The organism is Saccharothrix texasensis, from assembly GCF_003752005.1.
Lineage (GTDB): Bacteria > Actinomycetota > Actinomycetes > Mycobacteriales > Pseudonocardiaceae > Actinosynnema > Actinosynnema texasense.
This window is the reverse complement of sequence record NZ_RJKM01000001.1, coordinates 2,007,884-2,031,821: the sequence shown is the minus strand read 5'-3', so window position 1 is coordinate 2,031,821 and position 23,938 is coordinate 2,007,884. Positions and strand designations below refer to the sequence as shown.

26 protein-coding genes and 1 pseudogene are annotated in these 23,938 nt (G+C 72.5%); 13 read left to right on the top strand and 14 right to left on the bottom strand.

All coding sequences use genetic code 11. The features are described from left to right. Positions 1-23: 23 nt before the first annotated feature. Genes EDD40_RS07540 through EDD40_RS41495 form a run of 3 tightly spaced genes read right to left on the bottom strand, consistent with a single transcriptional unit; the run spans position 24 to position 1,937 of the window. Positions 24-800 (bottom strand): thioesterase family protein, encoded by a 777-nt coding sequence (locus tag EDD40_RS07540; RefSeq protein WP_170185414.1) that lies wholly within the window; start codon positions 798-800, stop codon positions 24-26. Between the two features lie 47 nt (positions 801-847). Beyond that, positions 848-1,714 carry a RecB family exonuclease gene (locus EDD40_RS07535; protein WP_123742252.1) on the bottom strand — a complete coding sequence of 289 codons (867 nt, stop codon included), beginning with the start codon at positions 1,712-1,714 and terminating at the stop codon, positions 848-850. Positions 1,715-1,769: 55 nt separating this feature from the next. Beyond that, entirely contained in the window at positions 1,770-1,937 is a 168-nt protein-coding gene (locus EDD40_RS41495; protein ID WP_170184982.1) for a hypothetical protein, read from the bottom strand. A 128-nt stretch (positions 1,938-2,065) separates the two neighbouring features. Here EDD40_RS41495 and EDD40_RS07530 point away from each other — a divergent pair, with 128 nt between their 5' ends. Next, the gene (locus EDD40_RS07530; RefSeq protein WP_123742251.1) at positions 2,066-3,196 is read left to right on the top strand and encodes a site-2 protease family protein; all 1,131 of its coding nucleotides are present in this window, start codon (positions 2,066-2,068) and stop codon (positions 3,194-3,196) included. On the opposite strand, the gene EDD40_RS07525 is transcribed toward EDD40_RS07530, so the two are convergent. Further along, positions 3,171-3,848 carry a response regulator gene (locus tag EDD40_RS07525; protein WP_123742250.1) on the bottom strand — a complete coding sequence of 226 codons (678 nt, stop codon included), beginning with the start codon at positions 3,846-3,848 and terminating at the stop codon, positions 3,171-3,173. The genes EDD40_RS07530 and EDD40_RS07525 overlap by 26 nt on opposite strands. Continuing rightward, the gene (locus tag EDD40_RS44300) at positions 3,845-4,963 is read right to left on the bottom strand and encodes a sensor histidine kinase (RefSeq protein ID WP_123742249.1); all 1,119 of its coding nucleotides are present in this window, start codon (positions 4,961-4,963) and stop codon (positions 3,845-3,847) included. Before EDD40_RS44300 ends, EDD40_RS07525 begins: the two co-directional genes overlap by 4 nt. Positions 4,964-5,071: 108 nt before the next feature. On the opposite strand from EDD40_RS44300, the gene EDD40_RS07515 reads away from it, so the two are divergent. Then, positions 5,072-5,650 (top strand): hypothetical protein, encoded by a 579-nt coding sequence (locus EDD40_RS07515; RefSeq protein ID WP_123742248.1) that lies wholly within the window; start codon positions 5,072-5,074, stop codon positions 5,648-5,650. Between the two features lie 98 nt (positions 5,651-5,748). Then, positions 5,749-6,576 carry a tRNA (adenine-N1)-methyltransferase gene (locus tag EDD40_RS07510; protein WP_123742247.1) on the top strand — a complete coding sequence of 276 codons (828 nt, stop codon included), beginning with the start codon at positions 5,749-5,751 and terminating at the stop codon, positions 6,574-6,576. A 72-nt stretch (positions 6,577-6,648) separates the two neighbouring features. On the opposite strand, the gene EDD40_RS40955 is transcribed toward EDD40_RS07510, so the two are convergent. Then, entirely contained in the window at positions 6,649-7,440 is a 792-nt protein-coding gene (locus EDD40_RS40955; RefSeq protein ID WP_148088712.1) for a hypothetical protein, read from the bottom strand. Positions 7,441-7,678: 238 nt separating this feature from the next. Between EDD40_RS40955 and arc the strand changes: the two genes are divergently transcribed. Next, positions 7,679-9,478 (top strand): proteasome ATPase, encoded by a 1,800-nt coding sequence (arc, locus tag EDD40_RS07500; protein ID WP_123742245.1) that lies wholly within the window; start codon positions 7,679-7,681, stop codon positions 9,476-9,478. 336 nt (positions 9,479-9,814) lie between these two features. Here arc and EDD40_RS07495 read toward each other — a convergent pair whose 3' ends face one another. Next, positions 9,815-10,459, bottom strand: coding sequence for a response regulator (locus EDD40_RS07495; protein WP_123742244.1), 645 nt, complete (start codon positions 10,457-10,459; stop codon positions 9,815-9,817). Next, complete coding sequence (locus EDD40_RS07490) at positions 10,456-11,562, bottom strand: sensor histidine kinase (protein WP_123747837.1); 1,107 nt, start codon at positions 11,560-11,562, stop codon at positions 10,456-10,458. The genes EDD40_RS07495 and EDD40_RS07490 overlap by 4 nt, the downstream gene beginning before the upstream one ends. Before the next feature lie 113 nt (positions 11,563-11,675). Here EDD40_RS07490 and EDD40_RS07485 point away from each other — a divergent pair, with 113 nt between their 5' ends. From EDD40_RS07485 to EDD40_RS07475, 3 genes are all read left to right on the top strand, one after another. Then, positions 11,676-12,584 carry an ABC transporter ATP-binding protein gene (locus EDD40_RS07485; protein WP_123742243.1) on the top strand — a complete coding sequence of 303 codons (909 nt, stop codon included), beginning with the start codon at positions 11,676-11,678 and terminating at the stop codon, positions 12,582-12,584. After that, positions 12,581-13,348, top strand: coding sequence for an ABC transporter permease (locus tag EDD40_RS07480; RefSeq protein WP_123742242.1), 768 nt, complete (start codon positions 12,581-12,583; stop codon positions 13,346-13,348). Before EDD40_RS07485 ends, EDD40_RS07480 begins: the two co-directional genes overlap by 4 nt. 68 nt (positions 13,349-13,416) lie before the next feature. Continuing rightward, positions 13,417-13,971, top strand: coding sequence for an IS5 family transposase (locus EDD40_RS07475; protein ID WP_123742241.1), 555 nt, complete (start codon positions 13,417-13,419; stop codon positions 13,969-13,971). A 331-nt stretch (positions 13,972-14,302) separates the two neighbouring features. Here EDD40_RS07475 and EDD40_RS43295 read toward each other — a convergent pair whose 3' ends face one another. Together EDD40_RS43295 and EDD40_RS43290 are read right to left on the bottom strand one after the other, a co-directional pair. After that, the gene (locus EDD40_RS43295) at positions 14,303-14,578 is read right to left on the bottom strand and encodes a transposase (protein ID WP_246037513.1); all 276 of its coding nucleotides are present in this window, start codon (positions 14,576-14,578) and stop codon (positions 14,303-14,305) included. 113 nt (positions 14,579-14,691) lie between these two features. Further along, a pseudogene (locus tag EDD40_RS43290) lies at positions 14,692-14,949 on the bottom strand (transposase); the annotation flags it as partial. Positions 14,950-15,157: 208 nt separating this feature from the next. On the opposite strand from EDD40_RS43290, the gene EDD40_RS07460 reads away from it, so the two are divergent. Next, positions 15,158-16,078: an aldo/keto reductase gene (locus EDD40_RS07460; protein ID WP_246037508.1), complete on the top strand. Its 921-nt coding sequence runs from the start codon at positions 15,158-15,160 to the stop codon at positions 16,076-16,078. On the opposite strand, the gene EDD40_RS07455 is transcribed toward EDD40_RS07460, so the two are convergent. Then, complete coding sequence (locus tag EDD40_RS07455) at positions 16,050-16,346, bottom strand: DUF6191 domain-containing protein (RefSeq protein ID WP_123742240.1); 297 nt, start codon at positions 16,344-16,346, stop codon at positions 16,050-16,052. The two genes, EDD40_RS07460 and EDD40_RS07455, sit on opposite strands and share 29 nt — an antisense overlap. Beyond that, positions 16,337-16,831 (bottom strand): NUDIX hydrolase, encoded by a 495-nt coding sequence (locus tag EDD40_RS07450; RefSeq protein ID WP_123742239.1) that lies wholly within the window; start codon positions 16,829-16,831, stop codon positions 16,337-16,339. The genes EDD40_RS07455 and EDD40_RS07450 overlap by 10 nt, the downstream gene beginning before the upstream one ends. Positions 16,832-16,935: 104 nt before the next feature. Between EDD40_RS07450 and EDD40_RS07445 the strand changes: the two genes are divergently transcribed. The 5 genes from EDD40_RS07445 (at position 16,936) to prcA (ending at position 22,983) form a co-directional block, all read left to right on the top strand. Then, positions 16,936-19,413, top strand: a complete 2,478-nt coding sequence (locus tag EDD40_RS07445) for an FtsX-like permease family protein (protein ID WP_123742238.1) — start codon at positions 16,936-16,938, stop codon at positions 19,411-19,413. A gap of 52 nt (positions 19,414-19,465) precedes the next feature. After that, the gene (gene dop, locus EDD40_RS07440) at positions 19,466-20,959 is read left to right on the top strand and encodes a depupylase/deamidase Dop (protein WP_123742237.1); all 1,494 of its coding nucleotides are present in this window, start codon (positions 19,466-19,468) and stop codon (positions 20,957-20,959) included. A gap of 84 nt (positions 20,960-21,043) precedes the next feature. After that, the gene (locus tag EDD40_RS07435; RefSeq protein ID WP_053716644.1) at positions 21,044-21,238 is read left to right on the top strand and encodes a ubiquitin-like protein Pup; all 195 of its coding nucleotides are present in this window, start codon (positions 21,044-21,046) and stop codon (positions 21,236-21,238) included. Positions 21,239-21,272: 34 nt separating this feature from the next. Further along, on the top strand, positions 21,273-22,121 hold the full coding sequence (gene prcB, locus EDD40_RS07430; RefSeq protein WP_123742236.1) for a proteasome subunit beta: 849 nt from the start codon (positions 21,273-21,275) through the stop codon (positions 22,119-22,121). Between the two features lie 55 nt (positions 22,122-22,176). Then, positions 22,177-22,983: a proteasome subunit alpha gene (prcA, locus tag EDD40_RS07425; RefSeq protein WP_123742235.1), complete on the top strand. Its 807-nt coding sequence runs from the start codon at positions 22,177-22,179 to the stop codon at positions 22,981-22,983. 54 nt (positions 22,984-23,037) lie between these two features. On the opposite strand, the gene EDD40_RS07420 is transcribed toward prcA, so the two are convergent. Continuing rightward, the gene (locus EDD40_RS07420; RefSeq protein WP_123742234.1) at positions 23,038-23,268 is read right to left on the bottom strand and encodes a hypothetical protein; all 231 of its coding nucleotides are present in this window, start codon (positions 23,266-23,268) and stop codon (positions 23,038-23,040) included. 185 nt (positions 23,269-23,453) lie between these two features. Further along, positions 23,454-23,906 carry an acyl-CoA thioesterase gene (locus tag EDD40_RS07415; RefSeq protein WP_123742233.1) on the bottom strand — a complete coding sequence of 151 codons (453 nt, stop codon included), beginning with the start codon at positions 23,904-23,906 and terminating at the stop codon, positions 23,454-23,456. Positions 23,907-23,938: the final 32 nt, after the last annotated feature.

Sequence of the window (23,938 nt, the reverse complement as noted above, 5' to 3'; positions counted from 1 at the left end):
GCGTCACGTGCCCGGTGCGACCGTCAGCGCTCCCGCACGAACAGCGACTGCGCGCTGCGCCCCACGGGCCCGCGCTCGTCGTGCAGGACGCTGCTCGCCACACCGACCCCCGACGATCCGATCACCGTGCGCGCGTCCAGGGCGAACCACTCGCCGACCGGTTCGCGGTGCAGGTGCACGGTCAGGTCGGTGTTGATGGCGTACCACGTGCGCAGGTCCAGCCGGCTGGACACGCCGCTCGCCGAGTCGGCCGCGGTGAACAGGCGTTGCGCCGGGGTCGGCTCCTCGCCGGCCACCACGCGCACCAGCGGACGCGCCCACACCACCGCGTCACCGGGCGTGAAGACGCCGCCGCTGACCGAGCGCCACTCCATCGCGGCCAGGTAGCCGCTCCGCCAGTGCTCCGGCAGGTCCATCGGCTCGCACTCGGCCGGCGGGACCGGCGGCGCGCCCGCGTCGGACGCCACCGCCGCCGTGTCGCCCGCCACGATCCGCCACGCGCTCGCCCGCAGCGCCGGACGGCCCTCGTGGGCCAGCTCCGCCGACAGCAGCTCCACCGAACGCCCGGGCCGCACCACCGACGCGGTCACCGTCAGCTCCGCCACCGGCACCGGGCCGAGCACCTCGAACACCACCCGCGACAGCACCGCCTCCGGTCGCGGCGCGCACCGCTGCAACGCCCGCACCAGCAGCGCCGACGGCGGCCCCAGGTGCTGGCTGTCGTCGCTCCACGGACCGGTGGTGTGCCCGGTGGAGGCGAACCGGTCGTCGTCCAGTGGTTCGTAGAACGCGTCCATCAGCAGAACCCCATCGGCGTCGGATCACCCGGGTGCGCGGCCCTCGCCCGTCAGTCGGCCCGGTCCAGCGCGGTCTCCGACCCGGCGTCCGGCTCCGGCCAACCCGGGTACGGCGGCGGCGTGCCGTCGAACGCCGGGCACAGCGCCTTGTGGTCGCAGTAGTCGCACAGCCTGCCCGGGTTCGGCCGGAAGTCGCCGGTCTTCGCCGCGCGCAGGATGGCGTCCCAGATCGCCTCCAGCGTGCGCTCGAACCGGGTCAGCTCCGCCTCGTCGGGCTGGTAGGCCAACGCCTGCCGGTCGGCCAGGTACATCAGCCGCAGCTGACGCGGCACCACGCCGCGCAGCCGCCACAGCACCAACGCGTAGAACTTCATCTGGAACAACGCCTTGGCCTCGCCGACCTCGCGCGGCGCGGCGCCCGTCTTGTAGTCGACCACCCGGATCTCGCCGGTGGGCGCCACGTCCACCCGGTCGACGTACCCGCGCAGCAGCACGCCCGAGGGCAGCTCCCACTCCACCAGCAGCTCACGGGCGTCGGCGTCGAACCGGCGCGGGTCCTCCAGCCCGAAGTAGCCGTCCAGCAGCTCCTCCGCCGACGCCAGCCACCGCTCCTGCTCGGGGTCGCCCTCGGCGAACAGCTCGGCGAACTCCGGCCGCTCGGCCCGCACCCGGTCCCACGCCGGACCGACCAGCGCCCGCGCGGTCTCCGGCAGCCGTTCGTCGGCGGGCAGGCCGAACAGGTCCTCCAGCACCGCGTGCACCACCGTGCCGCGCACCTGCGCCCTGGTCGGCTTCTCGGGCAGCCGGTCGACGGCGCGGAAGCGGTAGAGCAGCGGGCACTGCTTGAAGTCGCCCGCTCGCGAGGGCGACAGCGCTGGCCTGCGAACAGGGCGCTCGGTGATCGTCGGCACTGCCATGGCCCAGAACCATAGGCCAACCCCCCGACAAGATCGGGTCCGAACCGCGCGGGAGCTACCCGGCGGCGTGCGCGAGGCCCGGCAGGTCGATCTTGGTCGTGATGTCCTTGCCGGCCTTCACCATCAGGCCCACGCCCCTGCGCTCCAGCGCGGTCGGGTGCGTCTCGCCCCGGAAGTCGACCGCCGCGCCACCTCCGCGCGGGGCGGGCGCGATCTCCACCACGGCCGGTTCGGCGCGGTCCTCGCCGAGGTGGTGCGCGAGCGCGGCGACCGGTACCCGCGGTGGCGGGCGCGGTGGCGCAGGTTTGATCCAACACAGTCCTGATACACCCGGCCGCCTAGGCTCTGCCCGTGGCGACGACGGGTGGTTGGCGACGGCAGGTCGGCCGGGACGGCGGGCTGCCGCTGTTCCGCGTGGCCGGCATACCGGTGCTGCTCGCGCCCTCGTGGTGGCTGGGCTCGGCGGCCATCGTGGTGCTCTACGCGCCGCTGGTCGGCCGCATCGCGCCCGGCACGGGCGGCCTCGCCGGCGTGCTCCTCGCCGCCACCTTCGCGGTCTTCCTCGGGCTGTCCGTGCTGGCGCACGAGCTCGGCCACAGCCTGGTCGCGCTACGCCTGGGCCTGCCCGTGCGCCGGCTGCGCCTGTTCCTGCTCGGCGGCGTGTCCGAGGTGATGCGCACCCCGACCCGCCCCGGCCACGAGGGCGCCATCGCCGCCGCCGGCCCGATCGTCTCGATCGTCCTGGCGGGCGCGTTCGCGGTGGCCGCCTCCACCATCCCGCAGCCCGACGCGGCCTGGCTGCTGATCGCCCAGACCGCGTTCGCCAACGCCGCCGTCGCGGTGTTCAACCTGCTGCCCGGCCTGCCGCTGGACGGCGGCCGGATCCTGCGCGCGGGCGTGTGGGCCGTCACGGGCCGCCGTGCGACGGGCACCAAGGCCGCCGTGGTCGGCGGCGGCGTGGTGGCCGCGCTGCTCGTCGTCTGGGCGGTCTGGGGCGTGCTCGACGGCGCCGAGGACCGCTGGCTGCGCTTCGGCGTGTGCCTGCTGACCGCGTGGTTCGTGCTGGCCGGCGCGCGCGGCGAGTTCACCGCCGAACGCCGCAGCACCTGGCCCGACGGCCTCACGCTGGGCGAACTCGTCCGGCCCGTGCTCCAGCTGCCCGCCGAGAGCCCGGTGTCGGGCGCGCTCACCGCGTCCGCCGGCCGGGGCGTGGTCCTGGTCCGCGCCGACGGCGTGGCCGCCGGCCTGCTCGACCGCGAGCTGGCCCGCCGGCTGGCCAGCACCTCGCCGCACGCGCCCGCCGAGCAGGCCGCCGTGCCGATCCGGCCGGAGACCGTGCTGCTGGAGAACGAGACCGGCGCCGAGGTGGTCGACCGCGTGCACGGCACCGCCGCCTGGGAGTACCTGGTCGTCGACCTCGAAGGCCGGCCCGCGGGCGTGCTGCGCCGCGAAGACCTCAAGGCCGCGCTGCACCGCCGCTGACCTGGCCGTCCCCGCCCTGGCCGCCGGTCACCCCGGCCTCCTGCGCCAGGATCGCCGCCTGCACCCGCGACCGCAGGCCCAGCTTCGTCAGCACCCGCGACACGTGCGTCTTCACCGTCGTCTCGCCGATGTGCAGCTTTCGCCCGATCTGGTGATTCGTCAGCCCTTCGCCGAGGCAGCGCAGCACCTCCACCTCGCGGTCGGTCAACGCGTCCAACCCGGCCGGGCGCACCCGCGGCGCGGCCGAGGCGAACTCCCGCATCACCCGCCGCGTCACGCTCGGCGCCAGCACCCCGTCACCGGCCGCGACCTGCCGCACCGCGTCCACCAGCGCGGCCGCCTCCACCGACTTGAGCAGGAACCCCGCGGCGCCCGCCCGCAGCGCGCCGCGCACGTACTCGTCCAGGTCGAACGTCGTCAGCACCAGCACGTCGCACACGCCGCCGAGCTGCCTGGTCGCCTCGATGCCGTCCACCCCGGGCATCCGGATGTCCATCAGCACCACGTCCGGCGCCAACCGCTTGGCCAGCCGCACCGCGGTCGCGCCGTCCGCCGCCTCGCCGACCACCTCCACGTCGTCCGCGTCGTCGAGGATCATCACCAGCCCGGCCCGGATCGCCGCGTGGTCGTCGGCCACCACCACCCGGATCACAGCGGGAACTCCGCCCGCACGACCCACTCGGCCCCGTCGAGACCCGCGGAGAACACCCCGCCGACCAGGTGGGCGCGTTCCGCCATGCTCACCAACCCCGTTCCCGTCCCCGTGCCGCGCGGACCGTCCACCACGTCGTTGCGCACGACCACCACCAACCGCATGACCTGCCGTTCCAGCGCCACCGACGTGCGCGCGCCCGGCGCGTGCTTCACCGCGTTGGTCAACGCCTCCTGCACGATCCGGTACGCCGCGACGTCCACCCCCACCGGCAGCTCGCCCGGGTCCGCGCCGCGCAGCTCCACGTCCAGCCCGGCCGCGGCGGCCGACTCGACCAGCCTGCCCGCGTCGGCCAGCCGCACCGCCACCGGCTCGTCCACCGGCTCGTCGGCCCGCAGCACGTCGATCATCGTCCGCATCTCGGCCAACGCCCGCACGCTGTTCTCCCGGACCGACTTCAACACCGCCCGCGCGGTCTCCGGGTCACCCGAGCGCAGCGACAGCACGGCCTCGGACTGGATCGCGATCGCCGACATGTGCCCGGCCACCACGTCGTGCAGGTCGCGGGCCATCCGGTTGCGCTCGGCGTTCACCGCGGCCCGCCGGTCCAGCTCGGCGATGCGGGCGACCTGCTCGGCGCTCTCCCGGTGCCGCCGCACGTTCGTCGCCCACCACACCGGCACCACGAGCAGCGAGAACACCTGCAACCCCGTGTAGAACGACAGCCGCCAGTCGCCGATCGCCGCGACCGCCGCCGTGACGCCGACCGTCGCCGCCGCCACCAGGCCCACGAGCACCTGCCGCAGCCCGCGCGACCCGTCCAGGGTCGCCACGAACAGCACGTCGATGCCGACCATCAGCACGGGCATGCTCAGACCGAGGTGGAAGTCCGCCGCCGCGGCCACCCCGACCACGCCCAACGCCGCCACCGGCGCCCGGTGGCGCAACAGCTGGCCGGCGCACGCCACCGCGAGCACCGCCACCCGCACACCCATCGGCGTGTGCCCGTCCCGGTCGCCCGTCACCTTGTCCAGGCCGAGCCCGTAGGCCAGCAGCCCCACCGCGAAGAACGCCCCCACGATCAGCGCGTCGCGGCGGTTCGGGCGGAGCTGCACCCCGTCATCACAGCACAGGGCCGGGCCCGTGGCGTCCTACGAACTGATGACCCGGGGTCGGTCGGCCCGCCGACGCGCCCGAGATCCGCGGGCGGCAGCATTGAGGACGTGGTTGAACCGTTGGTCGTCCTCATCGTGGCGTGCGAGATCGGGTTCTGGGTGGTGCTGGGCGCCGGGCTGCTGGCCCGGTACGTGCTGCGGATGCGCAGACTGGGCGCGGTCCTGCTCGCCTGCACACCCCTGGTGGACGTGGTGCTGCTCGTCGCGACCGTGTTCGACCTGCGGTCCGGGGGCGAGGCGTCGAGCGTGCACGGGCTCGCCGCGATCTACCTGGGGGTCAGCGTGGCGTTCGGGCACAGCCTGATGCGGTGGGCCGACCAGCGCGTCGCCCACCGCTTCGCCGGGGGTCCGCCGCCGGTGAAGCCGCCGAAGCACGGCCTGGCGAAGGTGCGCCACGAGTGGCGCGAGTGGGGCAAGTTCGCGGTGGCGTGGGCGATCGCCTGCTCGGTGATGCTGCTGCTGATGTACGTCGTGGGCACGCCGGAGCGCACGCAGGCCCTGTGGGGGCAGATGGGCAGCATCACGCTCGTCGGCGTGATCTGGCTGCTGGGCTGGCCCGTGTACCACACGGTCACCGAGCTGGTGAAGGGCCGGCGCGCGGAGGAGGTGGCCGAGAAGGGCGAGTGAACGCGGGGCCGTGCGCCGGTAGGCCGCTACGGGCCGTGTCCGGTCCCCGTGCGACCATCGTGCGCCGTTGACACGTGTCAAGCAGGAGGTTCGCCGCGGTGAGCACCGCCAGTGGTCCGTTCCAGCCGGGTGACCGGGTGCAGTTGACCGACCCGAAGGGACGGCACTACACGATCGTGCTCGAACCGGGCAAGGAGTACCACACGCACCGCGGCGCGCTGTCGCACGACAAGCTGATCGGGCAGCCCGAGGGGTCCGTGGTCGTCTCGGTGGGCGGCACGTCGTTCCTGGCGCTGCGCCCGCTGCTGTCGGACTACGTGCTGTCCATGCCGCGCGGCGCCCAGGTGATCTACCCCAAGGACGCCGCCCAGATCGTCATGTACGGCGACGTGTTCCCCGGCGCGCGGGTGCTGGAGGCGGGCGCCGGGTCGGGCGCGCTGACCTGCTCGTTGCTGCGCGCGGTCGGCGAGAAGGGCAGCGTGACGTCGTACGAGGTCCGCCAGGACCACGCCGACCACGCCATCCGCAACGTCGAGCAGTTCTTCGGCGAGCGGCCGGGCAACTGGTCGCTGACCGTGGCCGACGTGAACGAGCACGAGGGCGAGGTCGACCGGGTCGTCCTGGACATGCTCGCGCCGTGGGACGTGCTGCCCGCCGTGTCGCGCAGCCTCATCCCGGGCGGCGTGCTGGTGGTGTACGTGGCGACCACGACGCAGCTGTCGAAGGTCACCGAGGCGATCCGGGAGCAGCAGCACTGGACCGAGCCGCACGCGTGGGAGACGCTCGTGCGGCCGTGGCACGTGGTGGGCCTGGCCGTGCGGCCGGAGCACCGGATGATCGGGCACACCGCGTTCCTGCTGACCACCCGCAGGCTCGCCGACGGCGTCACCCCGCCCCGGCCGCAGCGCCGCCCGTCGAAGGGCTGACCGGGCCCCGACCAGCGAGAACGGCCCCGCACTCGACTGAGCGCGGGGCCGTTCTCGCTGGTCGGGAGCGCGTTACTCGCAGGCCACCCAGCCGTCGTCGGTCTTCTTGAAGTCGATCTTGGTCTCTTGGTCCTTCATCATCGTCTTCATGTCCTCCGGCACGTTCTCGTACTTGATGAGGACGTTGGCCACCGCCGCGGTGTCGGACTTCTCCTCGACGTCCTTGACGGTGAGGGTGATCTTGACGTTCTTCGCCGCGTCGATCGACTTCTTGGCCTCTTCGCGCATCTCCTCGGGCAGGCCCTCCAGCTGCTTCTCGATCTCCGCGCCGAGGGTCGCCGGGTCGTAGAGCTTCTTCATGTCGTCGACCTCGTCCTGCTTGTCGGCGCAGGTCAGGGCACGGACCTTGTCGAAGTCCTTCGCCGTGACGGCCGCGGCGAACGAGTCGGCGGCGTCCTTGGGGCTGCCGTTGCCGCCACCGCCCATCGTCATGATCAGCACGACCACGACGGCGATCACGGCCACCGCGCCGACGCCGCCCAGGATCCAGGGAAGGGGGCTCTTCTTCGGCGGCGTGCCGTAGGGGCCGCCGAAACCACCCGGTTGGCCGTAACCGGGCTGGTTGAACTGGCCGGGCGGGCCGTACGGCGGCTGGCCGGGACCCGGCTGACCTTGCTGCGGGTAGCCACCGGGTGGCGGACCGTAACCCGGTTGCTGCCCACCCTGTGGGAACCCCTGGCCGGGCGGCGGGTACCCGCCGGGCTGCTGGCCGTATCCCGGCTGCTGGCCGAATTGGCCTGGTTGCTGGCCGAACTGACCCGGCTGCTGACCATGGGGACCCGGCTGCTGCGGCGGGACGGACATCACGTTCTCCTAGAACTTTCCGCTGGTGGCAGTGGACACTGCCCGGACCACTCACGTGGGACTGGTACTGGACGCACGGTAGCGGGTGGGAGGTCCCGGCTGACACCGGTATGGAGCAGTGATCCGGCCGAGCGGGCGGTTTGTGTGATCACACGACGCCCGGGAACCCGCTGGGTGGCGGCTTTTGTCGGTGATCGCCGGTACCGTTGTCGTACGAACACGGGAGGAGGGTGCCGACATGCAGCACGGTCATCCCGGCAGCCAGCCCGATGAGGGCGGCGAGCTGAACAAGGGCAATAACTCTGGTGAGCTGACAGCGCAGATCAGGTTCCTGGAGGACGAGATCGCGTTGCTGCGCCGCAAGTTGACGGAATCCCCACGACACGTCCGCCTGTTGGAGCAGCGGTTGGCGGAGGCGACGGAGCGCGTCAGCCAACTGACCGAGCGCAACACGAAGCTCATCGACACCCTTCGAGAAGCGCGGAGCCAGCTGCTCGCGCTGCGTGAGGAAGTGGACCGCCTCGCGCAGCCGCCCAGCGGTTACGGCGTGTTCCTGGCCAGGTTCGACGACGGCACGGTGGACGTGTTCACCTCCGGCCGCCGCATGCGGGTCTCCGTATCGCCCGCGGTCGAGACCCCGTCGCTGGTCCTCGGCCAGTCGGTGCGCCTGAACGAGGCGTTGACCGTGGTCGAGGGCGGCGACTTCGAGCGCACCGGCGAGGTCTGCACGCTCCGCGAGGTGCTGGCGTCGGAGACCGCCGACAGCTCGATCGGCCGCGCCCTGGTCGTCGGCCACGCCGACGAGGAGCGGGTCGTCTGGCTCGCCCAGCCGCTGATGGACTCGCCGCTGAAGGCCGGCGACTCCCTGCTGGTCGACTCGAAGGCGGGCTTCGCCTACGAGCGCGTGCCGAAGGCCGAGGTCGAAGACCTGGTGCTGGAGGAGGTGCCCGACGTCCGGTACGAGGACATCGGTGGCCTCTACCGGCAGATCGAGCAGATCCGCGACGCCGTGGAGCTGCCGTTCCTGCACGCCGACCTGTTCCGCGAGTACAAGCTGCGCCCGCCCAAGGGCGTGCTGCTGTACGGCCCTCCCGGCTGCGGCAAGACGCTCATCGCGAAAGCGGTGGCGAACTCCCTGGCCAAGCAGGTCCACGCCGCCAGGGGCGAGGACCACCGCGAAGCCAAGAGCTACTTCCTCAACATCAAGGGCCCCGAGCTGCTCAACAAGTTCGTGGGCGAGACCGAGCGGCACATCCGGCTGATCTTCCAGCGCGCCCGGGAGAAGGCCTCCGAGGGCACGCCGGTGATCGTGTTCTTCGACGAGATGGACTCGATCTTCCGCACCCGCGGCAGCGGCGTGTCGTCCGACGTCGAGACCACGATCGTGCCCCAGCTCCTCAGCGAGATCGACGGCGTCGAGGGCCTGGAGAACGTGATCGTGATCGGCGCGTCCAACCGCGAGGACATGATCGACCCGGCGATCCTGCGGCCGGGCCGGCTCGACGTCAAGATCAAGATCGAGCGTCCGGACGCCGAAGGCGCCAAGGACATCTTCAACAAGTACCTCACGCCCGACCTGCCGATCCACGCCGACGACCTGGCCGAGTTCGGCGGCGACCCGGTGGCCTGCATCGACGGCATGGTGCAGCACACGGTCGAGCGGATGTACGAGGAGTCCGAGGAGAACCGCTTCCTCGAGGTCACCTACGCCAACGGTGACAAGGAGGTCCTGTACTTCCGGGACTTCAACTCGGGCGCGATGATCCAGAACATCGTCGACCGCGCCAAGAAGGCGGCCATCAAGAGCCTGCTGGACACCAAGCAGCCGGGCTTGTCGGTGCGCCACCTGCTGGACGCGATCGTGGACGAGTTCGCCGAGAACGAGGACCTGCCCAACACGACCAACCCGGACGACTGGGCCAGGATCTCGGGCAAGAAGGGCGAGCGGATCGTGTACATCCGCACGCTGGTGACCGGCAAGAACCAGGAGTCGGGTCGCGCCATCGACACGGCCACGAACACCGGTCAGTACCTGTAGGACCGCACTGCCATCCGTCAACCCGTCTGGACACCCCGCCCGGCCACCGCGCCGGGCGGGGTGTCCGCGTTCCGGGGCGTGAACGCGCCGGCGACCCGACCCCACGTCCCACCGCCCTCCCCGTCACTCGATCGGGTTGTTCGGTGGCCCGCTCCCTTGAACCCTCGGACAGCGGCCCGTCATGAAGCGGCACGTCAGGTCGCCTCTCGGGCGGCGACCAGCCGTCCCTGAGCAGCCCGCAGCCACAGGACCGGGGTGCGGGCGAGCAACCTTCGTGGTGGACACCGCACGACTCCGGCGGTGCTGCCGCGGCGGGCCGCGGTCGGGTGGCGGCCGTCAGGACCGGGCGGTGACCAGGCCGGACTCGTAGGCGGCGATGACGAGTTGTGCCCGGTCGCGGGCCCGGAGCTTGTGCAGCAGGCGGCCGATGTGGGTCTTCACCGTGCCGGCCGACAGGTACAGCTCGTCCATGATCTCGGCGTTGGAGAACCCGCGGGCGACCAGCAGCAACACCTCCTGCTCCCGTTCGGTGATGCCGTCGAGGCGGACCTCGCGGGGCGCGGGCGTGCGGGAGAACTCGGCGACCAGGCGACGGGTCACCGAGGGCGACAGCAAAGCGTCGCCGGCGGCCACCACGCGGATCGCGGTCAGCAGGTCGGCCGGGGGCGTGTCCTTGAGCAGGAACCCGCTCGCGCCGGCCCGCAACGCCGAGTACACGTACTCGTCCAGGTCGAACGTGGTCAGGATCAGCACCCGGGCCGCGCTGAACGAGCTGATCTCGCGGGTGGCCGCGATCCCGTCCACGCCCGGCATCCGGACGTCCATCAACACCACGTCCGGCGCCGTCGACCGCACCACCGACACCGCCTCGGCACCGTCACCGGCCTCGCCGACGACCCGCAGGTCGTCGGCGGAGTCCACGAGGACCCGGAAGCTGCCGCGCAGCAGCGCCTGGTCGTCCACGACCACCACGTCGGTCATGACAGCGGCACCTCGGCGCGCACCGCGAACCCGCCACCGGCCAGCGGACCGGCCGAGAACGTCCCGTCGTAGACCGCCACCCGTTCCCTCATCCCGATCAACCCGTGCCCCCCGCCGCCACCGGCCAACACCCGTTCACCCGGTCCGTCGTCGACCACGCGGACCTCGACCGCATCGTCCCCGACGACGATCGACACCTCGCAGGCGGCCGGCGCCGCGTGCTTGACCACGTTGGTGACCGACTCCTGCACGATCCGGTACACCGTCAGGCCCAGCCCTTCGGGCAGCGTGCCGGACACCGACAGCGACACGGTCACCCCGGCCAGCGACGCCCGCGTCACCAGGTCGGGCAAGTCGGCCAGGCCGGGCATCGGCGCCAGTTCGGCCTCCGCGTCCTCCGACCGCAGCACGCCCAGCAGCCGCCGCATCTCGACCAGGGTGCCGCGCGAGGTTCTCTCGATGACCTGGAGCGCCTCCTGGGCCTGCTCGGGTCGCGACGGCGCCACGTGCGCGGCGACCCCGGCCTTGACCGTGATCAGGCTCAGGCTGTGCGCGACCACGTCGTGCAGCTCGCGGGCGATGCGCATGCGCTCCTCGGCGACCGCCCTGGACGACGCCTCGGCGGCCTGGCGCGCCTCGTAGGACCGGCGGACCCGGGTGGTGCGCCCCAACGCCCACGCGGCGCACACCACCAGGGCGAGGAACACCGACAGCCCGGCGGACTCCGGCCACTCCTCGCCGATGAGCACCGCCGCCCACGCCGAGGTCAGCGTGGCGGCCAGCGCGCCCACGGCCACCCGCGACGAGCAGGCCGAAGCCACCGTGTACATCGCGAACGCGGTGGCGCTGTAGGGCTCCAGCGTGATGTGGGTGACGGTGGCGACGTTCTGCGCCATGAGCACGACGCCGAGCGTGAGCAGGGGCCGCTTGCGGCGCAGCGCCAACGGCGCCCCGACCAGCATCGCCAGCGGGTAGCCCAGCCACGGCGGCACGTCGCTCATCCGGGCGAAATCCAGGTACACCATGACGAGGACCACGGCCGTGGCCGCGTCCAGCCCGTACAGGTAGGCGGTGGGCAGCATCCGCAGGACTCGCGATGTCACGGACGGCACGGTAATCGGCGCGGGAGGCCGCCGGCGTCGGACCACGGTCCGACCTCGAATCGCAGACCTCGGTCCGATCCGCCCGCCACCCCACCCCCGGCAAGCTCCTCCCCATGATCGAAGTAAGGCAGCTGACCAAGCGCTACCGCGCCACCCGGGCCGTGGACGGCCTCTCGTTCGAGGTGAAACCGGGCTACGTCGCCGGGTTCCTCGGCCCCAACGGCGCGGGCAAGTCCACCACCATGCGGGCCATCCTCGGCCTGGACCGGCCGACCAGCGGCGAGGCGCTCGTCGAGGGCCGCCGTTACGCCGGGATCCGCCGGCCCATGCACCACGTCGGCGCGCTGCTCGACGCGGGCGCGGTGCACGGCGGCCGGTCCGCCTACGACCACCTCCGCGTGCTGGCCCGCAGCAACGGCATCAAGGACAGCCGGGTCGTCGCGACCCTGGAGCAGGTCGGCCTGGCGGGGGTGGCGAAGAGACGCGTGGGCTCGCTGTCGCTCGGCATGAAGCAACGCCTCGGGGTGGCGGCGGCCCTGCTCGGCGACCCCGGCGTGCTGCTGTTCGACGAGCCGGTGAACGGCCTCGACCCGGAGGGCATCCGGTGGATCCGGCACCTGATGCGGGGCCTGGCCCGCGAGGGCCGCACCGTGCTCGTGTCCAGCCACCTGATGAGCGAGATGGCCCTGACCGCCGACCGGGTGATCGTGATCGGACGGGGCAGGCTGATCCTGGAGGCGTCCATGCAGGACCTCCAGGAGAAGTTCAAGAAGGACGTGCTGGTGCGCACCCCCACGCCGGAGGCGTTGGTGGCCGCCCTGACCGCCGCCGGCGCGAGCACCCGGTCCGAGGAGGGCGCGCTGCTCGTGCAAGGGCTGCAGGCGCCGGACATCGCCGACCTCGCCGCGCGGCGAGGCATCCCGATCCACGAGCTGACCCCGCGCAGCGCGTCCTTGGAGGACGCCTACCTCGAACTGACCGAGGACAGCGTCGAGTACCGCACGAAGGAGACGGCCCGATGACCGACGTGCTGAACTCGGAGTGGCTGAAGCTCCGCTCGGTCCGCTCGACCACCTACGTCCTGCTCGCCATCGTCTTGTGCCTGCTGGTCGGCGCGCTGGTGTCGTACCTGATGACGGCCGACTGGGACACCTCGCCACCGGACCTGCAGCGGAAGTTCGGCGCCGCCGACCCGGGCGTGATGGTGGTCCCGTTCGCCCAGTTCTGCCTCGGCGTGCTGGGCGCCCTGACGATCACCTCGGAGTACGGCAGCGGCATGATCCGCACCGCTCTCGTCTCCGTGCCGCAGCGCAAGGCCTACCTGCTGGCCAAGACGGCCGTGGTGGCCGGCGCGTCGCTGGTGGTCGGCCTGACGACCGTCCTCGTCGCCTACCAGACCGGCGAGCTGATCACCGGCGACCGCCCCGAACCGATCTCGGCGTACAGCTCGTTCACCGACGCCCTGCCGACCCTGCTGGCGAACACCGCGTCGCTGGTCCTGCTCGCCCTGCTCGGCCTGGGCCTGGGCTTCCTGCTGCGTTCCACGGCGGGCGCCCTGGTGTCCCTCTGCGCCCTGCTCTTCGTCCTGCCGTCCCTGACCCTGATCCTGCCGTCGCCCTGGAACGAACGCGTGTACTCCGTGATGCTGCCGAACCTGGCGCCCCAGCTGTCCGCCGACTACCCGGACGCACCACTGTCCCCACCAGCCGCCGGCCTGGTCATGCTCGCCTACCTGGTCCTCGCCCTGGTCCCCGGCACCATCACCCTCCTCCGCCGCGACGCCTAGGAGCTGTTTGAGGTTCGGATCTACTTAGGGCCCGGTGGTCTGCTGGTTGGGGCTGGTAGAACACGGGTGTGGCGCGTTTCGATCTGACCGATGCCGAGTGGGCGTTGATCGAGCCGCACGTGCCGGTGGCGGCCACGGGGTCGTCGCCGCGGCGGGTGCGGGAGCAGTTCAACGGGATCCTGTGGCGGTTCCGCACCGGGTCGGGGTGGCGTGACGTCCCGGAACGGTACGGGCCCTGGTCCACCGTCTACTCCCGGTTCAACGCCTGGGCCAAGGCGGGAGTGTTCCAGGCGCTGATGGACGCGTTGATCGCCGAGGCCGCCTCCCGCGGGCAGGTCGGGTTGGAACTGGTGAGCGTGGACTCCACCATCGTGCGGGCACACCACGAATCGGCCGGACTCGCGGTCGCCGGGGAGACCCTCGACGCGCTGGAACAGGCGTTGACCGAGGAAAAAGGGGCTCCGTTGCCCACACAACAGAGCGTGCTGCGGGTGGTGCGCCGCCGTCCGCGCCTGACAAGGCCGACGCGGGCACGTCTGCCGGTCGGGACCGTGCCGCCCGCAGGCGGCGTCGGAAGGCGCGGGCTGAGGCGGCCGGGCTCGGCCGGTCCCGAGACGGGCTGAGCAGCAAATCCACGCCGCGGTCGACGCCGCCGGGCTGCCGTTGTCGTTCGTGCTCACACCCGGCCAGGCCAGGGACAGCCCGCAATTTCCGGGTTGTGCTGGACGGGGTGCGGGTTCCCGGCCCGACCGGTCGGCCCCGCACCCGTCCGGGAGCGGTGGCCGCGGACAAGGCGTACTCCTCCAAGGCCGGGCTCCTAGCGCGTGACTCCCACTCGGTGCCGCTTGACCAGGCCGACGCAGCACTCGACGACGTGGCGCTGCTTGTAGATCTCCCGTCGAACCCCGGCGGCCGCCCACCCGCGAAACCTTGGCCTTGCGTCGGTGGGCGGCCCTAGTCACGGGGTTGGCGATGGTGGCCTTGATCCCAGCGGTGTCGCAGGTAGGCGCGGTTGGCCTTGGAGCTGTAGGCCTTGTCCGCCAGGACCCGGTCCGGTCGGGTTCGGGCCCGGCCGGGGCCGACGCGCGGCACCGAGATCTGCTCGATCACCGGCGTGAACTGCGGGCTGTCACCCCGCTGACCGGCGGTGAGCAGCAGCGACAATGGCCGCCGCCGTTGTTCACAGGCCAGGTGCAGCTTGCTGGTCCAGCCGCCCCGCGACCGCCCCAACCCGTGGTCGTCCGGTTCCGTGTCGCCGTCAGGTGTGTCGGGTGGTTCGACCTGGAGATCCCCCTTTTCCGCGCACCGGCGGCGTGCTGGTGCGCCCGCATGACCGTGGAGTCCACCGACACGTCCCACACGATCGACCCGGCGGCATCGGCGCGGGCCTGCAACGCGGTCAGGACCTGCCGCCAGACCCCGGCCCGCTGCCAGCGGCGGAACAACCCGTAGACGGTCTGCCAGGGGCCGTACTCGGGCGGGACGTCGCGCCACGGGGCGCCGACCCGCACCCGCCACCGGATGCCGTCGATCAACTGCCGCTTGCTCCACTTCGGCGGACGGCCCGGCTTGACGCCGACGGGCAGCAACGGTTGCAGCACCGTCCACTGCGCGTCGGTCAGATCGGCCCGCCGGCGAGCAGGTCGGTTCGTGGTCGCGGAACGTGCGGCGCAGGTCCCGATCGCGTACCCGGTGCCGCCCGGCGGGAAGGGCTTGGACGTCACGGTCCACCGGAAGCCAGGCCAGGCGTCCGGGAGCGCCACGTCCGGCGAACGGCGGCTTGGGAGGCAGGCCGTTACGGTGTCGGGCGTGCCCGATTTCGCCCTCGGCCTGGCCGCGCTCGGCCGCCCCGCCTACATCAACCTCGGTCGTGAGCACGCGTTGCCCGACGACCGGGACGTGGACGCCATGCGAGCCCACTGCCACGCCGTCCTGGACGCCGCCTACGCGGAAGGGGTGCGGCGGGTCGACGCGGCCCGCTCGTACGGCCGCGCGGAGGAGTTCCTGGCCCAGTGGCTGGCCGCACGGGGCCACCAGGACGTGCAGGTGTCGAGCAAGTGGGGTTACACCTACGTCGCCGACTGGCGGCGGGACGCGGACACCCACGAGGTGAAGGAGCACTCCGCCGAGCGGTTCACCCGGCAGTGGCGGGAGACCGAGGAGCTGCTCGGCGCGCACGTCGGCCTCTACCAGGTGCACTCGCTGACGTCCGACAGCCCGCTCTTCGGCGACCCCGACCTGCTCCTCGCCCTCGGTGGCCTGCGCGATTCGGGCGTCCGCCTCGGTTTCTCCACCTCGGGTCCGCGCCAGGGCGAGACGGTCCGCCGCGCGTTGGAGCTCGCCGTCGAGGGCCGCCGGCTGTTCGACAGCGTCCAATCGACCTGGAACGTCCTGGAGACCTCGGTGGGGCCGGCGCTGGCGTTCGCCCGGGAGTCCGGCGCGGAGGTGTTCGTCAAGGAGGGCCTGGCCAACGGCAGGCTCGCGGTCGACCCGCCACCACCGGTGCGCGACCTGGCCGCCGAGCACGGCGTCGGCCCGGACGCCATCGCGTTGGCCGCCGTGCGCGCGCAGCCGTGGGCCGACGTGGTGCTCTCGGGCGCGGCGAGCCCGGAGCAGCTGCGCGCCAACCTGGAGGCGCGGGACGTCGACCTGGCGCCGGACGTGCTCGCGGGCTGTGCCGAGCCCGCCGAGCGGTACTGGGCTACTCGGGGGTCGCTGGCTTGGGGATGAGCCTGACGCTGCCCGAGTCGAGGTCCACCGGCCCGCGCGGCGGCGCGCCCGACTCCTCGTCCTCGCCGAGCGTCAACGCCACCTGGCGCTGGTGCAGCTCGATGTGCTTGCTGCCGTTGAACAGGGTGGTGAACTCCTCCATCGCGGTCGCGGACACGACCGGGTGACCTCGGCGCCGGCGGACGGCCCGCCACAGCCGCTCGCCGGCGGCGAGGACGAGCAGCAGCAGGGCGAGGCCGGGGATCGACATCGCGAACATCATGCCCATGTGAACCACTCCCGGATCAGTGCCCGACCGTCCGGCACGACCGGCCACCCGGGGTCTTCGACCAACGCCCGCACCTCGTCCGCCGCCATCCAGCCGCCCCACGCCACTTCTTCCGGCTGGTGGACGAACGGACCGTCGCTGCGCACGTCGTAAACGTGCGCGACGTAGCGAATGGTTCCGTCCACGAACGTCGTCCTGAACCGGAACGCCGGCGTCGCCGAGATCCCCAGCTCCTCGGCCAACTCCCGCGCCGCGCACTCGTCCGGCGTCTCACCCGCCGCGACGACGCCGCCGCACGTCGGGTCGTGCAGCCCGGGGTAGACGTCCTTGGTGTCGGTGCGCCGGTGCACGTACAACCTGGTGCCGTCGAGAGAGCGCACGACGATCACCGCGCACACGTGCCACAGGCCTTCCGCGCGCATCCGGGCGCGGGTCGCCGTGCCGATGGGGGTGCCGTCCGGGTCCACCACTACTACGTGCTCCACGCCTGGATCCTCCCCTGGTAGTACCGGGCCGTGCTACCCCGGGCCGACGCCCGCCGACGCCCCCGGTTCCTAACGTCGTGGCGTTCGCGTCACGAGGAGGAGTTGTGCCCACATCCCTGCGGCTCGCGGTCGCCGAGTTCCGCAACCGGCCCGGTCGCGCCGCGCTGCCCGGCGTCGCCCTGGTGGTCGGCGTCGCCTGCCTGCTGGCGGCCCTGATGCTCAGCGACGCGATGGTCCGCGCCACGAACGAGGGCGCGCCCGCCGTGCCCGCAGGCGTCGACCTCGTCGTCCGCCCACCACTTTTCGGCACGACCGCGGTTCTCGATCAGGCGACCGCCGATCGGGTGGCGCAGGTCGCCGGGGTGACGGTGGCGCAACCGATCCGCGAGGTCCGGGCGGACCTGCTGCTCGACGGCGGCCGGGCGGGCGACCGGCGCGCCACCGCCGACATCGAGCCGGACCGCGCCGACCTGCACCGCGTGCCGATCCTGGAGGGCCGCTCGCCCGGCTCGGACGGCGAGATCGCGATCGACCGGGTCACCGCCTACGAGCACGGCCTCAAGCCCGGCGCCTCGGTGCGGGTGGCCGACGCGGCGGGCAGGCCGCTGGACGTGGTCGTCCGGGGCATCACCAAGCGCGGCTCGCTCGGCGAGGAGCCGATGATCGTGGTCGGCGAGGGCCTGGCCGCGAAGCTCGGCGGCACGCCCCGCGTCGAGGCGATCTACGTGCTCGGCGGCGACCGCGCCGCCGTGGCCCGGGCCGCCGGCGAAGGCCTGCCGGTGGACACCAGGGCGGAGATCGCCGCCGAGCCGCCCGACAACGACCTGGCGGCCGTGCTGCTGCCGTTCAGCATCCTGGCGCTGGCCACCTCCGTCTTCGTCGCCTCCGCCACCTACCGCGCCGTCTACGCGCAACGCCAGCGGCACACCGCGCTGCTGCGCTGCCTCGGCGCGCACCGGGGCCCGCTGGTCTGGGCGAGCCTGTTCGAAGCGCTGCTCACCGGCGCGGTCGCGGGCGTGGTCGGCGCGGTGCTCGGCGGGTCGGTGGCGTGGCTGCTGGCCAGGCTGTTCGACGGCACCGGCCTGTCCTCGCTGCTCGGCGCGGTGGAGCTGAGCCCGCCGCTGCTGCCCACGGTCGGCCAGCTGGTGATCGGCGTCGTCACGGCGGCCACGCTCAGCGCGTTCGCCGCGGTCCGGCCCGCGCTGGCCGCCGCCCGCATCTCGCCGCTCGCGGCACTGCGGACGTCCGAAGGCCAGACGCCCGACCAGGCCGTGGTGCGCCGCCGGCGGATCTTCGGCATCGTGCTCGTGGCCGCCGCGGCCCTCATGGGCGGGTTGGGCGTGCTCGCCCAGGGCTCGCTGGCGGCGATCTTCCTGGTCCTGTTCTCCGGCATCACCGCCGTGTTCGGCCTGTTCGGCGTGCTCGGGCCGGTGGTCGTGCCCGCGCTGGGCCGGATCTTCGGCACGGTCGCGAGCCGCTTCGGCGGCGCGCAGTGGAAGCTGGCGGCGGCCGAGGTGCGGCGGGTGCCGCAGCGGTCGGCGTCGGTGGCGATGCCGCTGCTCCTGGCCGCCGCCATGGTCACGTTCTTCGCCGTCACGGTGGGGTCGGCGCAGCGCATGGAGGACGAGTTCGGCAACGAGCCGCGGCCGGACGCGGTGGTGGCGGACTCCGGCGGGCGCGCGCTCGCCGGAGGTGTCGGCGCGGCGGCCAACCGGCCGGAAGCGGCGCTGACGGTCGTGCTGCACGGCGTCGAGGCCGAGCAGCGGGACGCGGAGGGGCACACGTTCCCGACCCAGGTCGTCGGGGCCGCCCCCGAACCCCTGCGCGACTGGCTGGAAGGCCACCACGTCGCCGCCGACGACTTCGCGCCCGGCACCGTACTGCTCGAGGAGTGGTACGCCGAGCGGTTCGGCGCGCAGGTCGGCAGGCCGTTCACGGTCGAAGGGCTGCCCGGCGGGCCGCGCACCGCCACGGTCGTGGGCACGTTCACCGGATCGGTGCTGGACGACGCCGACGTGGTGCTGGCCGAACCGGACCTGGCGCCCGCCTCGAAGGTGCTGGTGGCGTTCGACCCGGGCGCGGACCCCGCCGCCTACGAGGCCGGCGTGCGGGCGGCGCTGGCCGGCTCACCCACCGTTCTGGTGAAGACGAAGGCCGAGACGACCGCGCAGAACCAGCGCTACCTCGACCTGGGGATCGTGATGCTGATGGTGCTGCTCGGGCTGTCCGTCGCGGTCGCCGTGACCGGTATCGGCACCGCGTTGACGATCTCCGTGCAGGAGCGCCGCAAGGAGCTCGCGCTCCGGCGCGCCCTCGGCGTGACCAAGGGCGGCCTGCAGGGTGGCGTGGTGGCCGAAGCGGTGCTGTTGTCGCTGGTGGGGGTGCTGGGCGGGGGTCTGTTCGGGCTCGTCTACGCGGAGCTGACGCTGGCCGCCGTCGGCGTGTTCGCGTGGCCCGCGGCGGCGGTGCTGCCGCTGCTGGTCGGCGGCGCGGGCGTGGTGGTCCTGGCGGTGCTCGCGGCGTTCGGGCCGGCCCGGGGCGCGTCCCGGATCAGGCCCGCCGCGGGACTCGCGGCCGGCTGAAACGTGACCTGGGCACGGGCGGTGTGCCGGTGGAACGTCGTAGTCTGCGTACATGCGGCGGATCATGGGAACCGAAGTCGAGTACGGCATCTCGGTGCCGGGTGACGCGACGGCGAACCCGGTGCTCACCTCGACACAGGTCGTGCTGGCCTACGCGGCGGCCGCCGACATACCGCGGGCGCGCCGGGCGCGCTGGGACTACGAGGTCGAATCGCCGCTGCGCGACGCGCGCGGCTTCGACCTCGGCGCGCCCGGCGGCCACCCGGGCGACAGCGATGTCGAGGACCTGGGCGCGGCCAACGTCATCCTCACCAACGGTGCGCGCCTCTACGTCGACCACGCGCACCCGGAGTACTCCGCGCCCGAGGTCACCAACGCGCGCGACGCGGTGATCTGGGACAAGGCGGGGGAGCGGGTGATGGAGGAGGCCGCGATGCGCGCGGCCACCGTCCCCGGCCAGCCACGGCTGCAGCTCTACAAGAACAACGTGGACGGCAAGGGCGCCAGCTACGGCACCCACGAGAACTACCTGATGCAGCGCAGCACGCCGTTCACCGCGGTGATCGCCGGGCTCACCCCGTTCTTCGCGTCCCGCCAGGTCGTGGTCGGCTCCGGCCGCGTCGGCCTCGGCGCGGCGGGCGAGGAGGCCGGCTACCAGCTGTCCCAGCGCTCCGACTACATCGAGGTCGAGGTCGGCCTCGAGACCACGCTCAAGCGCGGCATCATCAACACCCGCGACGAGCCGCACGCCGACGCGGACAAGTACCGGCGGCTGCACGTCATCATCGGCGACGCGAACCTCGCCGAGTACTCCACCTACATCAAGTGCGGCTCCACGTCGCTCGTGCTCGACATGATCGAGGCCGGTCGTCGGTTCGACGACCTGCGGTTGCAGGAGCCGGTCCGGGCGGTGCACCAGATCAGCCACGACCCCACCCTGAAGGTGAAGGTCGAGCTGGCGAACGGGCGCAAGTTCACCGGGTTGGACCTGCAGTTCGCCTACTACGAGCGGGCCTCCGAGTTCGTCGAGCAGGAGGGCCACGGCGACCGGGACGTGCTGCGGGTGTGGGGCGAGGTGCTCGACGCGCTGGCCCGCGACCCGCAGGAGTGCGCCGACCGCCTCGACTGGGTGGCGAAACTGCGGTTGCTCGAAGGATATCGCTCCAGGGACGGCCTGGCCTGGGGCTCGCCCCGGCTGTCGCTGGTCGACCTGCAGTACTCCGACGTGCGGCTCGACAAGGGCCTGTACAACCGGCTGGTGGCCCGCGGCTCGATGAAACGCCTGGTCAGCGAGGAAGAGGTGCGTGCCGCGATCCTCGCGCCCCCGGAGGACACCCGCGCCTACTTCCGCGGTCGCTGCCTGGAGCGCTACCCCACGTCGGTGGCCGCCGCCTCGTGGGATTCGGTGATCTTCGACCTCGGTCGTGAATCACTCGTCCGGATCCCCACCCTGGAACCCCTGCGCGGTACGAAAGCGCACGTCGGAGCCCTGCTGGAGGCCTCGGAAACAGCCGAGCAACTGGTGGAGGCGCTCACCCGGGGCTGATCAACAGACCCGAGTGGCAGGCGCACGGTGTCGTACCTGGTGGGTAGTGTTTAACTCGCAGGACCCGAGGACCGGGAGGTCGACATGGCCCAGGAACAGGTTCAGCGCCAAGGCGGCGGTGACGGCGACGAGAACGGCGACGGCGCGGCCGGCGCCGGCCAGGAGCGCCGGGAGAAGCTCGGCGAGGACGTCGACGCCATCCTCGACGAGATCGACGACGTGCTCGAGGAGAACGCCGAGGACTTCGTCCGCGCGTACGTGCAAAAGGGCGGCGAGTAAGAAGCCGCCGGCGGGACAGGAGAGAAACGCACACATGGACCACAGCCCGACCGGGCACTACCCGGCCGCGTCGTTGCCCCCGGCCTACCTCAGGCCGGGGTCGTCGTCGTTCACCGATTTCCTCCGCGCCCAGGCCCCCGAGCTGCTGCCGTCGAGCCGTCCGCTGCCCGAGGGCAGCGTGGTGCAGGCCCCGCACGGCACGACCATCGTCGCCCTCACGTTCAAGGGCGGCGTGGTGATCGCGGGCGACCGGCGCGCCACGATGGGCAACGTGATCGCCCAGCGCGACATGAAGAAGGTGTTCATCACCGACGACCACTCGGCGGTGGGCATCGCCGGCACGGCGGGCATCGCGGTGGAGATCGTCCGGCTCTACGCGGTCGAGCTCCGGCACTACGAGAAGATCGAGGGCGTCTCGCTGTCGCTGGACGGCAAGGCGAACCGGCTCTCCGCGATGATCAAGGGCAACCTCGACGCCGCGCTCGCCGGCCTCGCCGTCGTGCCGCTGTTCGCGGGTTTCGACACCGACGCGCCCGACCCGGACCGCGCGGGCCGCATCATCTCCTACGACGTGACCGGCGGCCGGTACGAGGAGTCGCAGGGCTACCAGGCCGTCGGCTCCGGCTCGCTGTTCGCGAAGTCGGCGATGAAGAAGCTCTACGACCCCGACGCGGACGCCGAGGGCGCCGCCCGGACGGCGATCGAGGCGTTGTACGACGCGGCGGACGACGACTCGGGCACCGGCGGTCCGGACGTGATCCGCAAGATCTACCCGGTCGTGGTGACGATCACCGCCGACGGCGCGGTCCACCTGCCCGACGCGGACACCGCCACGCTGGCCGAGTCCGTCGTCGAGGGCCGTCGGGCCAGGCCGGCGGGCTGAGCGCCGTGTCGACCCCCCACCCCACCCGCATCCGCCGAGCCCGGGAGCCGCAGCAGTGACGATGCCGTTGTACGCCTCACCCGAGCAGATCCTCCGCGATCGCGCGGAGTACGCCCGGAAGGGCATCGCCCGAGGCCGGAGCGTCGTCGTGCTCCGGTACGCCGACGGCGTGCTGTTCGTGGCGGAGAACCCGTCCGCGACCCTGCACAAGGTGTCCGAGATCTACGACCGCATCGCGTTCGCCGCGGTCGGCCGCTACAGCGAGTTCGAGAACCTGCGCCAGGCGGGCATCCGGTTCGCCGACATCCGCGGGTACCAGAACGACCCGCGCGACGTGACGGGCCGCTCGCTGGCGAACGTGTACGCGCAGACCCTCGGCTCGATCTTCGCCGAGCAGATCAAGCCGCTCGAGGTGGAGATCTGCGTGGCCGAGGTCGGCGTCGAGCCCGAGCAGGACACGCTGTACCGGCTGACCTACGACGGGTCGATCGTGGAGGAGCCGCAGTACGTCGTGATGGGCGGCCAGGCCGAGGCGACGGGCACCGCGCTCAAGGACGCCTACACCGAGGCCCAGCCGCTGGCCGACGCCGTGCGCACCGCGGTGAAGGCCCTCAGCGCCGGCAGCACCACCACCGGCAACGGCAAGCCCGACCTCCTCGACCGCGGCAAGCTGGAGGTCGCGGTCCTGGAACGCGCCCGGCCGCGTCGCGCGTTCCGCCGCATCACGGGCGCCGCGCTGGCGGCCCTGCTGCCCGGCGACGACCCGGCGCCCGCGGCCGAGGCGGAGGAACCGCCCGCCAAGGGCGGCAAGAAGAAGGCCGTGACGGACGTGAACCTCCCGCCGAACGACGACAAGGCGTAGGTCCCGCCCGAGACCGCGAAGGCCCCCGGCACACCGCCGGGGGCCTTCGCCGCGTCACAGGAGAATCTTGACCGGCTGATCGCGTCCCTCGGGATCGCACAGCACCGCCTGGTTGCCCGCGCGCAGTTCCGAGTCGACGAACTCGTAGATCAGCAGCGCCCGGTTGACCAGGTCGACCTTCTTGAGCCCGGTCCGGTCCTGCGGCTTGCCCAACGCCTCGACCGCCTCCGCGATCAGCGCCACGTTCACCCGATCCGCCACGGCGGGCCGCTCGGTCGACGACATGACTCCACCCTTCCCCGCCTCCGGATGAAGAACCCGCGGCAGACCGAGGGGGTCGCCGCCGATCGGGGGTCACGTGGGAAGAAGGTGCACCGGATGAGCGAAGTGAGACCGGACCCGGGACCTGCCGGGTCCGACCTGGCCGCGGGGTGGGGCACTCGACGGGTGAGTGCCCCCTTCGCGTCACGTCACGCGCGGGCCAGGGGTGACGGCAGTTCGGTGAAGTCCTTGGTGCGGTCCAGGCCGGTGAGGACGGCGAGCAGGTCGTCCGCCGGCGCGACGAGCTTGCGGGCGTCCAGGTCCAGCCAGCCGCCCGTGGTCACGATGGTGGCGGCGGTCCGGCCGTCGGCTTTGACGATCTTGTTGTGCAGGCGGAACCGCGCGCCGTCCGACGCGAGGCCGGCCAGCCGCAGTTCCACCACCACGGTGTCGAGCAGGCGCAGCTCGGCCCGGTACCGGATGTCGTCGCCGTGGGAGATCGGGCCGATCCGCCGGGCGGCGAACTCGGTGACCGGGAAACCCGCCGACGCGAAGTACCGCATCCGGTTGTCCTCGGCCGCGTCCAGGTACGCGGTGGTGCGCATGTGGCCGTTCTGGTCGACGTCCGGCCAGCGCACGTGAGTGGTGGTGGTGAAGGGCATGGGTCGAGTATGCGCAACCCGCCCACGCCACC